Raw genomic sequence first — 14048 nt, 5'->3', positions numbered from 1 at the left:
GAGCCAGAGCCAGAGCCAGAGCCAGAGCCAGAGCCAGAGCCAGAGCCAGAGCCAGAGCCAGAGCCAGAGCCAGAGCCAGAGCCAGAGCCAGAGCCAGAGCCAGAGCCAGAGCCAGAGCCAGTCTCGGAAGATGTGCCTGATGAAGAGCAAAATGATCTGGTGTCGGAGGAGCTTGAGCATGTTATCGAAGACGATTTTAACGATGCACTAGACAGTGGTGATCTTGAGTCGGAATTGGAGGCCGATGAAGAGAGTGAATTACCTGACGTTTCTGATGATACATCGGTTGAAACTTCGTCCGAGACGTCGTCGGAAGACGTATCTGAACCGGCTGATGCAACCTCTGAAGAAGATAATGAAGAACGCGCCCAGACAGAACCGTCAGAAATAGACACTGACGACTTTGACGACATCCTCAGTTATGACGAGAATGCCCCGTCAGACGAAGCCGTAGAGTCTGATACAGTGTCATCTGATGATATTGTGTCTGAAACCGCGGATGAGCTGTTAAGTCAAATAAATTCTGAAGATGACAGTAAGAGTGAGCCAGTCACTGAATCTGAAAATTCTGCCGAAGAGGTGGATGAGTTTGACAAAGCGCTGGAAGAATTTTCGTTAGATGTACCAGATGAAGAACTGGTTGAAGAAGAGCAAAGTGGACCTGAATCTCAACAGCAAAGTACATTGTCTGACGAAGAACGAGCCGCAGATGAAGCAAGTCAACGAATGGTTGATGAATTGCCTTCACTAGGAGATCTTGACGAATTAGATGATGATGATCTCGAGCAAGCGTTAGACAGCTTTACCGAAGAGTTTGAAACTGGAGAGACAACGTCAGAAAAAGAAGAGCAACCGCCATCCAAATCGTCGAATAGCGACGGGCCGGAAGAATTGGATGACGTACCTGGCCTAAATGATTGGCTTTCAGATGCTGATTCTGAGCAAAAAGAAGAAAGCGTTGATAACGAGATTCTTGATGAACTGGAATCAACGGATTTTGATGAATTACTCGATACATTAGACGAAGACGTAGAAACGGATTCGGCAATTGATGCGTTAGAAGAGGATGCACTTTCTGAAGCTCAAGAACACAATCGTGATGATGCTGAAGCAGATATTGATCTAGATGCCCTGCTATCAGAGTCACCAGAGACATCTTTGGATGATGATATTTTCGAGCTTGAAGAGGATGGCGACTTTGTAGATGTAGAAACGCTATTAAGTGAAAGCGACATAGACGAAGAAGACATGCCAGAGCGTGATCTCAATCTTGATGTGTCGTTAGAGGAATACTCTGGGGTCAGCGGTGATCAAGATAGCGTAGATGTTGATGCCGACCAAGGCATGGGCGCGAAACTGGATCTTGCCAGAGCCTATCTTGAAATGGATGACAATGATGCAGCTAAACAGCTACTGCTTGATGTGGCTGAAAAAGGCAGCGAAGAGCAGCAGCGGGAAGCTAAATCTATATTAGATTCATTGTCTTAGCGTTTGTTTTATTGAATTGAATCAAATCATAAGATGAGGCTACCTTTATAGTGTGTGTTGTCCTTTGGACTCAATTGAATAAACTGGTATCTACTCACCAATATTTACAAGCAGGTGCAGAAATTCTGAAACTGTACCTGTTTTCCTCTTCCCAATAGTGATTGAAAAAGGCAAAATAAAGGGAAGTAAATAGATCTTTCGCTGAACCTAGGCATTTGATTGTTCGACAATCGTTCATCCCTTTAGAGTGTGATGAAAGCGGCGCCTATGGTTGTTGCAGGCTAAATGCCTGATTCCGATAGCGATTTACCAAATTGATCTTCTGTCGTTAAACTAATAATGGTCACTGAGAGGAAAGTCACTCTAATTCAGCACATGAAGCTGTATTTGACCTAATATGGCACATAAGGATATGTCACCCATGATTCCATTCTTGATTTCTGACGCTAATTCCCTCTATTCGGCTGCCATCATGATTATCCTAGGTTTGGGGTTGATCGAAGGCGTTGCTGCTCTGATTGGTTTTAGTGTTGCTAGCACCCTTGATGACATCTTGCCCTTTGACTTGGATGCAGATGCCGATCTCGATGTGAGTGGTGGTCTAACGAGCATATTGGGATGGTTGTGTTTGCATAAGTTGCCGTTTCTTGTGTGGCTTACCATATGTTTAACTGCATTTGGCGTGTGTGGGTTAGCCATTAATTATGTGTCTCATTTTGTCATTAGTGTCCCTATTCCGAGCTGGATTGTTTTTGTACTCGCGCTGTTGTTTGCTGTTTTTAGTTGCCATTTCATCGGTGACATTCTCGCTAGACTCGTACCTAAAAGTGAAAGCGCAGCAATATATTCAGATGAATTCAAAGGGCGAGTCGCACGCATTACAGTAGGAAAAGCGTCGTTAGGAAACCCAGCTGAAGCAGTCTTTACCGATGATTTTGGACAGAAACACTACGTGCTAGTGCAACCTATGTCAGATGAGTTGGAGTTTTTATCTGGCCGACAAGTGGTGCTTGTCGAGAAAAGTAACGCCATTTGGAATGCCATCGCATTCGATTAATCAAATAAAAAACTAGGAGTACCCCATGGAAGGATTGACTGACCAAAGCAATCTCACATTTATAATGATCATCACGGGCGCAGTGCTTGTGGCGCTATTGACCATTGGTCTGATTATGGCAAAACTGTTTACTCGAGCTACAAAAGAAATCGCTTTTGTGCGTACTGGATTAGGCGGTGAAAAGGTCGTAAAAGATGGCGGCGCTATCGTATTGCCCGTTGTGCATGAAACGATTCCTGTGAACATGAATACATTGCGTATTGAAGTAGAAAAAACACAGAAAGACGCACTTATTACTAAAGATCGCATGCGAGTAGATGTCAAAGCAGATTTTTATCTTCGTGTTGCTCCTCATGCTGAGGGGATTTCTATGGCTGCTCAGACGCTAGGTACCCGTACCATGCGCGTAGAAGAGCTAAAGAAGCTTATGGAATCTAAATTTGTTGATGTACTTCGAGCGGTTGCTGCTGAAATGTCGATGACAGAAATGCATGAGCAGCGTTCTGATTTTGTACAAAAAGTGCAGCAAAACGTGATGAATGATCTTGAGAAAAATGGCTTGGAGTTAGAGTCCGTTTCACTAACGGGTTTTGATCAAACTGATCTGAACTTTTTTAATGAAAACAATGCGTTTGATGCAGAAGGTCGTGCACGTCTGGCAAAAATCATCGAAGAAAAGCGTAAAGAAACTAACGACATACAGCAAGAAAACCGCATTAAAATTGAACAGGTTAATCTTGAAGCTGAGAAACAATCTCTCACCATATCGCAGCAAGAAGAAGAAGCGAAACTTGCACATCAACAGGCATTGGAATTTAAGCGCGCCGACCAAAAAGCTGAAATTGCAAAAAACCGTGAGCTAAAAGAGCAGCAAGAGCGTGAGGCAGAAATTGCTAAAGAACGTGCGTTAGAGGCAGCGGAAATTGCGAAGAAGCGAGAAATAGAGCAGCGAGAAATCGAAAAAAGAAACGCAATAGAGCAAGCACGCATTCAGCAAGAACGCGATTTAGAAGTAGCAGAACAAGATAAGCATATTGCGATTGCCGCCAAGTCAGAAGAAGAATCAGCAGCGCAAGCAAAAGCGGCAGAAGCTGAAAAAGAAAAAGTGAAAAAGGCGGAAGAGGTTATTACTACCCGGCAAGTAGCCGAAGCGAATCGTCGCATGGAAATTGAATTGATCGATGCAAAAAAAGAAGCCGAACGTGAAGCGGTTTCTGTGCGTGTTCAAGCGGAAGCCGTAAAAGCCGCTGCAGAGGACAAATCTGAAGCGATTCTTACAGAAGCAAAAGCGGAAGCCGATGCGAAGAAATTACAAGCGGAAGCTGACGAAAAGGTCTATGCAGTGGAAGCTGCGGGTAAGCAAGCAATGTTCGAAGCCGACAACATGCTCAAAGATGAGCAAATCGCCTTACAAAAGTCGCTGGCCGTGCTTAAAGTCTTGCCAGAAATCGTTGCCAGCGCCGTAAGGCCACTTGAGAATATTGAAGGGATCAAGATTCTTCAAGGCTACAATGGTCAAACCTCGGGCGCGGCATCAGCTGGTTCAGTGGGGAATGGTAGCATTGCAGAACAAGTAACGAGCGCCGCACTGAATTATCGTGCAAATGCACCAGTGGTTGACACGCTACTGAGAGAAATCGGTGTGGTGGATGCTAACAATGGCACGCTAGATGACTTAATTAAAGGCAATGTTCCCATTGTAGAAGATGCGATCAATGCGGTAGAGCAGGGCAAAGTCGCGTTGTCTGATGCGCAGGTGCAAGTGTCAGAAGTACACTCGTCTACCGAAGATATCGCTGGCAAAAAATAAATATACCGTCTAGTCACCTATACCTGAGCTGATATCTTGTCAGTTCAGGTATTTTTTCTAAGCCTCAACATCACCTTACTACCAAACAATTTTATCAGTATGTATAGATTGCCTAATGGCAAACTAACTCAATGTGAGTGAAGCCCATCCGTGGGGATATTTCTGACAGATATGACTTTTGGCACATCCAATTAACCTTCTTGTTGGTTACTCTTCGTTAAACCTTAATGGAGGGATGAATATGTATTTATATTGGATTCGCGAAGCGTTATTACTGTTACTGATCGGTATTACATCTTGGTCAAATCAAGCGAGTGCTGCCTCATTGGCACAAGAGTCGCGGCTACCTGAAGCAGAGTATGCTGCGAAAAAACAGCATGTCACTTTTTACGATAACTCTCGCGCACGCCCTGTTCGGGTAACCTTGTGGTATCCAAAAAAAGATGGAGCTTGTAGGTCTGCACATTTATGTTTAAGCGAAGAAGCCAATACGGAGCGGGCCTTTGTTCTTTCTCATGGCTCGATGGGCTCAGCCGATGATTATGACTGGGTGGGCAACGCACTCGCTCGCAGAGGGTACGTAGTTGTCGGCATTAGTCATTTCGGTGAATCTTGGGTCTACGGGCAGGACACGGTTGACCATGCTACGGCATTGAAACTGTGGCTAAGGCCACAAGATGTGTCTTTTGTTTTACACCGGCTTGAGCGGAATGTGTTACCTGATGACAGTACAAGGTTATTGTTCAGCCAACCTGTAAATTGGCGCAATATTACAGCGATAGGGCATTCTGCTGGCGGTTCAACGGCGTTGATGCTTGCTGGCGCTCGGTATGCACCTGAGCAATTGGCGAATTATTGCTCAACTGAACACGCTCAAAGAGATCGTAGTTGTGCATATCTACAATATTTTGAGCCTGAAAATGAAGATTGGCATCCGATAGAACAGGACTTCACAGATAGCCGCGTGACTGCGCTAATGCTGCTTGATCCTGCTTTAGGTCATATTACAGCCCGACGCAGCTTAGAGCAGTTATCGCATCCCGCCCTGATTGTTGGAGCAAAAAATAATGATTTTTTATATTACCCTGCACATGGTCAATACATCGCTGACACGCTCAACCACTCAATTCATATGACATTAGAAGATGAAGAAGGGCATTTTGTTTTTCTCGATGCCTGTAACCATAGCTATACTGCTTTGGGCGTTGCTTTATGTATAGACAAAGAAGGGGTGTCTAGAGATGCGGTACAAGCGCGAGTATTGGCAACCATTGATCAGTTTTTGGTATCTACGTTTTTTACCACCACGAAACACAGCAATTTACGTCATAAGCAGGTAAACTACGCGGATAGATAGAAATGGGTATGTAAGAGTATATTGAATTTATGCGAATAGCGTTGGGAATTGAATATGATGGTGCTGCATTGTTTGGTTGGCAGCGTCAGCGAGAAGTCGCTAGTGTTCAGGAGCATTTGGAAAAAGCCTTATCAACGGTTGCGAGTGAATCTATTGAAGTTGCGTGTGCAGGTCGCACTGACGCTGGTGTGCACGCAACAGGTCAAGTCGTTCATTTTGACACGAATGCTCAGCGTCCCGATAAAGCATGGACAATGGGGGTTAATGCTAACCTTCCCGACTCTGTTGCCGTACGGTGGGTACAAACCGTTCCAGACACTTTTCACGCGCGATTTTCGGCTACGGCACGACGTTATCGATATGTGATTTTTAATCATCGTTTTAGACCTGCTATTTTGCATTCAGGGGTGACCCATGTATATGCAGATCTTGATGCTGAGAAAATGCACCGTGCAGGTCAAAGTTTACTGGGGGAGCATGACTTTAGTTCGTTTCGGGCCGCGTTGTGTCAGTCTAAATCGCCTTATCGGCATGTCACCCACTTAAAAGTTGAACGACGTGGGCAATATATTGTTATTGATATCCAAGCAAACGCATTTGTACACCATATGGTGCGCAACATTACGGGGAGCCTTATTGAAGTCGGTGCGGGAAGAAAACCTGAAAATTGGATTGCGGAATTGTTGGCAAAAAAAGACCGTAAACTCGCCGCCGCAACAGCGAAACCGAATGGTTTATACTTAGTGGATGTAACATATCCAGAAGCGTTTTCTTTGCCAAAACCGCCACTTGGGCCTTTATTTTTGTAATTGTACGCATATTTAGTAATATCTAGGCATGACTTCTAAGACCAGTTTTGTTTTCGAAAGCTGACTGGATTGTGATTTAATGTCGCCAATTTTCGGATAAACATAATAAGCTGCCGTTGCAGCCGATAGGAAAAAGTCGATGAGTTGGATACAAAAAATTCTGCCTCGTACGCAGTCATCTACAAAAAGTAATGTACCTGAGGGACTGTGGAGCAAATGCGGTAAATGCGACTCTGTCTTATACAAAACAGAGTTAGAGAAGCAATTAGAGGTCTGCCCTAAGTGCGACAACCACATGCGAATTTCAGCCCGTGCTCGCGTTAACAGTTTTCTTGATCAAGGCGACAGAAAGGAATTGGGCGCAGAGTTAGAGCCACAAGATGTACTGAAATTTAAAGACTCGAAAAAATACAAAGATCGCATTACGGCTGCGCAAAAATCAACGAATGAGAAAGATGCCTTGGTGGTTATGCAGGGCAAGCTCAATGGTATGCCTGTCGTGGTAGCTGCGTTTGAGTTCTCGTTTATGGGAGGCTCTATGGCATCGGTTGTGGGCGCAAGATTTGTTAAGGCTGTTGAAGCCTGTCTTGAGCACAATATGCCACTCATTTGTTTTTCAGCAAGTGGTGGGGCTCGCATGCAAGAGGCCTTGTTGTCCTTAATGCAGATGGCAAAAACCAGCGCAGCGTTAGCTAAAATGAGCGAAAAAGGTCTGCCGTACATCTCGGTGATGACAGATCCTACCATGGGGGGCGTTTCGGCCAGTTTAGCAATGTTAGGCGATGTGAATATAGCCGAACCCAACGCCTTAATTGGTTTTGCTGGGCCGCGCGTTATTGAACAAACGGTACGTGAAACCCTTCCGCCCGGATTTCAACGCAGCGAATTCTTATTGGAAAAAGGGGCGATCGATATGATTGTCGATCGACGTCAAATGCGTGATAAACTTTATAGTATTCTCGAAAAATTACACGCACAGCATAGCTAACATTCATGACAAACCGCGACGTTTCATCTGGCCACCATAATGGTGGCCTTTCTGATGCCATCACTGATTCAACAAGCCGCTCATTTTCTGAATGGCTCACCTATTTAGAGTCGATTCATACGAAAAATATTGATATGGGGTTGGATAGAATCAACACCGTTTTTCAGCGTTTGAATATTTCGTTAAAAAATAGCACCGTTGTGACGGTTGCGGGCACAAATGGCAAAGGCTCTACCTGCGCTATGGTCGAATATGGCTTAATGCAAGCTGGAAAAACCGTTGCTGTGTATAGCTCTCCTCACCTTCTTGATTATCGAGAGCGTGTACGAATCAACGGACAAATGCTGGAACCGCAGTCCCATTGTGATGCGTTTGCTCGGGTAGAGGAAGCGCGTGGTGATATCTCCCTTACATTCTTTGAATTTGCAACGCTTGCAGCGTTTGTATTAATCGCTGAATCTAAGGTTGATATAGCGCTACTTGAAGTGGGTCTTGGTGGCCGTTTAGATGCGGTGAATATCATCGATCCTGATCTAGCCGTCATTACAGGTATCGATATTGATCACAAAGAGTGGTTGGGTGACGATCGCGAAGTCATTGGGCGAGAAAAAGCCGGAATCATGCGTAAAGGCATAAACGTGGTTGTTGGTGATCCGAACCCACCTGCATCCATATATGATGTGGCCTCGGAGGTTCAGTGCCGGTGCTTGTGGCAAGGTGACGAGTTTGGCTATGAAGAGTTGCCCTCAGCCTGGCATTGGCGTCACGGTGACAAGATTCTGTCTCATCTTCCTCTACCTAATATACCTGTACAGAACGCGTCTACCGCGTTGGCTGTCCTCATGCAGCTGGGCATCGAACTAACACCGAGCCAACTGAACAACGTGTTACAAGGTATGACGCTGGCAGGGCGATGTCAGATCGTTCATGACGCACCACGAGTCATGTTGGATGTGGCTCACAACCCACAGGCAACGGGCTATCTTGCGAGGCAAATTCGCAGATTTGACTACCGGGCACTGCACTTTGTCGTGGGCATGTTGTCTGATAAAGACATTGAGGGGAGCTTGGCTCCACTGCGTGAATTTGAGGCCTCATGGAATCTGGTGCCACTGTCTGTGCCAAGAGGGGCATCTACGGATATGCTCAAACCGCTACTGGTCGGACATCAAACAGTGATAGACTTCACATCAGTTGAAGAAGCGCTAGATACCGTGACTGAAAAGGCACATTCAGACGATCTAGTCATCGTGTTTGGGTCGTTCTTTACGGTTGCAGATGCGCTGAAAAAATATAATAGATAAAGGGGGGAGAGAGTGACTTCTGCATTTCAAAATCGATTGGTGGGCACCATTATAATCGTTGCGTTAGCAGTAATTTTTCTGCCAGACATTCTCGATGGAAAAAAGCAAACTAGTCGTGATTTGTTCGTAGATTTACCACAAAAGCCTGCGGTGAAGCCCGTCATGCACACGTCTGAATTCCCAGCTGAGGATGTGAAGAGTAAAGCGGTGCGTGAAGTCGAAGTGGTTACCTCTCCTGTTTTAGATGAGCCGTCTGAACCGAATAAAAGTGAATCCGCCAATGTTGCAGCCCGACAATCTCAATCCTTTGACGCTGACTTGGAAGCGCAAACCGTTGTTGAAACTGACGAAACAAAATTAATGGAAACTGCTGGCTGGGTCGTGCAACTGGGCGTGTTTCGCCACCAGAAAAATGTTAAAGAGCTGATGACGAAACTAGAAGGTGCTGGCTATCGGGCTTTTAGCCAGCCAGTCGAAACTGCTGCGGGTAAGTTAAATAAAGTGTTTGTTGGCCCAGATGTAGACAAACAAAAACTCGAAAATGCCATCCCTCACTTACAGGAACTGACTAACCTAAAGGGGCGCTTAACGCCATTTACGGTAAAATGATTGCTGGTATTTCTACCTATTTTTGATAGAATGCGCGCGTTTTTTCCATCGTATGATTTCCGTCGCTTAGAAAAAAGTGACTATCATCAAAGGCTTAATTCCTTACTATGACTTGGATTGACTACGCCATTATTGGCATTATCGCGGTCTCGACAATCATCAGTCTGATTCGCGGCTTTGTAAAAGAAGCGATTTCTCTCGCAGTATGGTTTGCTGCGTTCTTTGTCTCTAGTCAATTTTACGCCGATCTTGCGGTACTTCTTACGTATTTTAATGACCCTCTCGTCAGAAGCGGTGCTGCGATTGCGATATTGTTTGCCGCCACCTTGATTCTTGGCGGACTTATTAACTACCTTATTGGACAATTGGTTGAATTTAGTGGTTTGTCGGGCACCGACAGGGCACTCGGACTGGTATTTGGCGCTGTGCGCGGCACCTTAATTGTCAGTGCATTATTGTTTTTTATGGACACGTTCACTGCCTCAGACCAGAGTAGCTGGTGGGGAGGGTCTGTGTTAATACCCCAATTTGAACCCGTGATAGAGTGGTTTTTTACATTTTTGGAAAACAACTCTAGTTTCTTAAAGCCCGTTTAGAGTAGGTAAATCGCATGTGTGGTATTGTTGGAATTGTTGGCAAAGGCCCTGTAAACCAAGCACTGTTTGACGCATTAACAGTGCTACAACACAGGGGGCAGGATGCAGCTGGAATGATGACCATAGACGACGGCATGTTCCACCTGAGAAAAGCCAACGGCCTGGTTCGGGATGTGTTTCGAAATCGCCATATGTATCGGCTCACAGGAAATTCAGGAATAGGGCATGTACGTTATCCCACCGCAGGCAGTTCCAGTTCTGCAGAAGCCCAACCCTTCTACGTTAACTCTCCTTACGGCATCGCATTCGCACACAACGGTAACCTTACCAATGCCTACGAACTTGAAGAAGAAGTCTTTCGAATTGCTCGCCGCCATATCAATACCACCTCTGACTCCGAATTATTATTAAACATTTTTGCTCACGAGCTACAAAACTGTTCAGGATTAACTTTAGAGCCTGAAGAAGTGTTTAAGGCGGTTGCCAATGTACACCGCCGAATTCGAGGTGCGTATGCAGTAGTGGCAGCAATTATCGGCAATGGAATGGTGGCATTTCGTGATCCTTACGGCATTCGCCCTTTGGTGCTGGGAAAACGAAAAACGGATGGTGGCGACGAATACATGGTAGCGTCAGAGAGTGTCGCGTTGGATTCTGTGGGCTTCGAATTAATTCGAGATGTCGCACCTGGTGAAGCGGTCTTTGTAACCGAAAACGGTGAGCTTCATACTCAACAGTGCGCTGAAAACCCAGTCCATGCGCCGTGTATTTTCGAGTTCGTTTATTTTGCTCGCCCTGACTCCTTCATTGATGGTATTTCTGTATATGCGTCTCGCGTTAACATGGGACGTAAATTAGGGCAAAAAATTGCCAGAGAATGGGCTGATCTTGATATAGATGTGGTCATTCCAATTCCTGAAACGTCTATGGATATTGCGCTGCAAATCGCACAAGAGCTAGATGTGCCTTACCGTCAAGGGTACGTAAAAAATCGCTATATCGGCAGAACCTTCATTATGCCAGGACAAACGATGCGCCGAAAATCAGTGCGCCGAAAATTAAATGCGATTTCATCTGAGTTCAAAGGTAAAAACGTTCTTTTAGTGGATGACTCCATTGTGCGAGGCACCACGTCAGAGCAAATTATTGAAATGGCAAGGGAGTCTGGGGCGAAAAAAGTGTACTTTGCGTCAGCAGCACCTGCAATTCGCTTCCCAAATGTGTACGGAATCGACATGCCTTCGGCCAATGAATTGATAGCGCATGGACGAGATATTGATGAAATATGCGAATTAATTGGTGCTGATGGCCTGATTTATCAAGATATAGAAGATCTTGCCACTGCAGTTGGTGAGGAGCACCCGACAATTAATCGTTTTGAGACATCAGTATTTGATGGCAACTATGTAACAGGCGATGTGAATCAAGCATATTTAGAGCGAATTGATATGGCGCGCAGTGACGAAGCAAAGTCTAACTCGTCTAGTGCAGAGATGAGTAATCTCGAAATGCATAATATGGATCAATAACGTAGATTGGCTGCGTTGACTATTTAACGGCGCGGTTGCGCCGTTAAATAACGAAAATAAATAGTGGTTACTCGCTAAAAAATGAGGCGAGCAGCGTTAGCTCAGTGGATTATCTTCTTCTGGTGCTTCGCTATTGTCCGATGATGACTGTGTCACAGGCGGGGGCCAACCCCCTAAGTTTTTCCACGTATTGACTATATAACAAAATAGCTCAGCGGTTTTCTGGGTATCATAAAGCGCTGAGTGTGCCTCATTTTGGTCAAAGGCAATGCCAGCTGCACGGCAGGCTTTCACCAATACAGTTTGCCCTAACGCCAACCCTGCAAGACTGGTCGTATCAAATGAAACGAATGGATGAAAAGGCGTGCGCTTTATTCTACTGCGTTCTATCGCTGCATTCACAAACCCCTGATCAAATGCGGCATTATGCGCCACAATGACGGAACGCTGACATTCTGCCTCTTTTTGTGCTTTACGGATATTTTTGCACAGGTCTTTCATCGCATCAGTTTCTTCTATAGCCCCACGCAGAGCACAGAATGGATCGATACCATTAAAGTCTAGCGCGGCTTGCTCTAAATTCGCGCCTTCAAAGGGAGCAATATGGTAATGAAATGTTTTATCTGGATATATCACGCCCGCTTCATCCATTTTTAACGTCACCGCAGCCAGCTCTAATAGGGCATCACGGTTAGCATGAAATCCAGCCGTCTCTACATCAATAATGACAGGGAAATAACCACGAAAACGTTCTTTAAGTAACACGGGTTGACTCATCGGGCGTTGGCTCTATCTGAAATGGGTCGGCAATTATGGCAATTATTAGCGAGTCTATCCAGTTATGCTGAATAGAGGTGATTTAATTGGACAAATTTTAGCTGATATTCGACAAGTGACCGCGCATTTTGGGTAATTTGAGGTATGATATTGAAGTGAGTAAAGTCAAATATCTTTGTTTAGGTGATCGAATGTGCATGCGTCATATACGCACTTACGATCTCTATTCTGGTTGATGAGTATTAAACCTTATCGCCAAACCGCCGATAACGTGAAGGTAGTCATGAGATCATGATTGTTGGGGGCAGAACAGTATCATGAAAAAAACTTTGTTGGCCGCAAGTATCGCGTGCCTGACATTTAATGCATTGGCAGGATTGCGGCAATACAACGCGCCGGTTGAGTCGTCTGATTGGCAGTTAAAAAAAGCCAGCCGATTAGAATGTACCTTAGCACATCCTATTCCAGGGTATGGTGAGGCTATGTTTACCAGTATGGCATCCAAACAGCTGAATATGGAATTCGAGCTAGATATGATGCGTTTGCCTGATACGTACGGAATTGCTGCTGTGTATTCGGTTCCTCCTAAATGGATGCCGGGCGAAGTTCAACGCTCTATCGCCGACATGAATTTACGCAAACAATATAATGGCGATTTACCCCAAAAAGCCGCGTGGATTATGTTGTCTGAGTTGGAGAAAGGGTTTTGGCCCACCATTTTTTATCAAGATTGGTATAACGATTATGATCGTGTTGCGGTTGGATTAAACGCCAGTAACTTTCGTCCATCCTATGAAGACTTTTCACGATGCGTTGCCAATTTACTGCCGTATAGTTTTGACGATATTGCCTATACGGTTTTAAGCTACAAAAAGAATTCTGTCGAGCTTACCAAATACTCACAGAAACGCCTGTCTATGATTGGTGAATACCTTAAAGAAGACAAAGAATTAGAGTTAGTGCTGCTAGATGGCTATTCCGATAGCTATGGCGGCCGATGGAATAATCTGAAGTTATCTGAGCGCCGTGCAAACGAGGTGAAAGATTACTTTAGTAACATTGGCGTTGAGTCAGATCGCATTGAAGTGACGGCTCATGGTGAAAAACGCCATATTGCACCCAACACCAACAGCGCGTCGCGAGCCAAGAACCGACGCGTTGTGGTACGTATGGCAAAACCTTAAACCTCACCGTTTGTCATAGCGATTTACACGAGCCAGCTTTTACATAGCGATTTCGTAAAGGCTTGGCTCAGCTAGCCTCTGGTTTGTCCTCATATATTTAGCACGCCGTATTGCGAAAGTTTATCTCAAACTTATGCTGGCGCGTTGCGCCGCGTTTCGTTTCGATAATCTAACGGTAACCTCAGGTTCGATTTGAGAATTGATGTCATATTGACCTAATTGGGCTGTTTTGAGGCCGTATTGCGAAAGTTTATCTCAAACTTATGCTGGCGCGTTGCGCCGTGTTTTGTTTCGATAATCTAACGGTAGCCTCAGGAGCGATTTGAGAGTTGTCTTCATACTGACGTAATTGGGGTGTTTTGAGGCCGTATTGCGAAAGTTTATCTCAAATTTAAGCTGGCGCGCTGCGCCGCGTTTTGTTTCGATAATCTAACGGTAACCTCAGGTTCGATTTGAGAATTGATGTCATATTGACCTAATTGGGCTGTTTTGAGGCCGTATTGCGAAAGTTTATCTCAAACTTATGCTGGCGCGTTGCGC

At 45.1% G+C, this 14048-nt stretch carries 12 protein-coding genes; 11 read left to right on the top strand and 1 reads right to left on the bottom strand.

Features of this window, described 5'->3' with window-relative positions; all coding sequences use genetic code 11:
* The 10 genes from OE749_RS13165 to purF all read left to right on the top strand — a co-directional run.
* Positions 1-1488, top strand: a 1488-nt coding sequence (locus tag OE749_RS13165; protein WP_318527882.1) for a FimV/HubP family polar landmark protein, incomplete at its 5' end; no start/stop codon positions are given.
* A gap of 421 nt (positions 1489-1909) precedes the next feature.
* On the top strand, positions 1910-2545 hold the full coding sequence (locus OE749_RS13160; protein WP_263712923.1) for a YqiJ family protein: 636 nt from the start codon (positions 1910-1912) through the stop codon (positions 2543-2545).
* 25 nt (positions 2546-2570) lie between these two features.
* Positions 2571-4355 (top strand): flotillin family protein, encoded by a 1785-nt coding sequence (locus OE749_RS13155; RefSeq protein WP_263712922.1) that lies wholly within the window; start codon positions 2571-2573, stop codon positions 4353-4355.
* A 241-nt stretch (positions 4356-4596) separates the two neighbouring features.
* Positions 4597-5712, top strand: coding sequence for an alpha/beta hydrolase family protein (locus OE749_RS13150; RefSeq protein ID WP_263712921.1), 1116 nt, complete (start codon positions 4597-4599; stop codon positions 5710-5712).
* 29 nt (positions 5713-5741) lie between these two features.
* Positions 5742-6521, top strand: a complete 780-nt coding sequence (truA, locus tag OE749_RS13145) for a tRNA pseudouridine(38-40) synthase TruA (protein WP_263712920.1) — start codon at positions 5742-5744, stop codon at positions 6519-6521.
* Between the two features lie 139 nt (positions 6522-6660).
* Positions 6661-7509, top strand: coding sequence for an acetyl-CoA carboxylase, carboxyltransferase subunit beta (accD, locus tag OE749_RS13140; RefSeq protein WP_263712919.1), 849 nt, complete (start codon positions 6661-6663; stop codon positions 7507-7509).
* Between the two features lie 5 nt (positions 7510-7514).
* Entirely contained in the window at positions 7515-8813 is a 1299-nt protein-coding gene (folC, locus tag OE749_RS13135) for a bifunctional tetrahydrofolate synthase/dihydrofolate synthase (RefSeq protein WP_263712918.1), read from the top strand.
* Positions 8814-8825: 12 nt separating this feature from the next.
* Entirely contained in the window at positions 8826-9422 is a 597-nt protein-coding gene (locus OE749_RS13130; protein ID WP_263712917.1) for an SPOR domain-containing protein, read from the top strand.
* Positions 9423-9529: 107 nt separating this feature from the next.
* On the top strand, positions 9530-10018 hold the full coding sequence (locus OE749_RS13125) for a CvpA family protein (protein WP_263712916.1): 489 nt from the start codon (positions 9530-9532) through the stop codon (positions 10016-10018).
* A gap of 14 nt (positions 10019-10032) precedes the next feature.
* The gene (purF, locus tag OE749_RS13120) at positions 10033-11547 is read left to right on the top strand and encodes an amidophosphoribosyltransferase (protein ID WP_263712915.1); all 1515 of its coding nucleotides are present in this window, start codon (positions 10033-10035) and stop codon (positions 11545-11547) included.
* Between the two features lie 96 nt (positions 11548-11643).
* On the opposite strand, the gene rnt is transcribed toward purF, so the two are convergent.
* Complete coding sequence (gene rnt, locus OE749_RS13115) at positions 11644-12324, bottom strand: ribonuclease T (RefSeq protein WP_263712914.1); 681 nt, start codon at positions 12322-12324, stop codon at positions 11644-11646.
* A gap of 317 nt (positions 12325-12641) precedes the next feature.
* Between rnt and OE749_RS13110 the strand changes: the two genes are divergently transcribed.
* On the top strand, positions 12642-13508 hold the full coding sequence (locus OE749_RS13110; protein ID WP_263712913.1) for a flagellar protein MotY: 867 nt from the start codon (positions 12642-12644) through the stop codon (positions 13506-13508).
* Positions 13509-14048: the final 540 nt, after the last annotated feature.

The organism is Fluctibacter corallii (assembly GCF_025751585.1).
Lineage (GTDB): Bacteria > Pseudomonadota > Gammaproteobacteria > Enterobacterales > Alteromonadaceae > Fluctibacter_A > Fluctibacter_A corallii.
The sequence above is the reverse complement of the archived record's forward strand: the minus strand, read 5'-3'. Positions and strand labels throughout refer to the sequence as shown.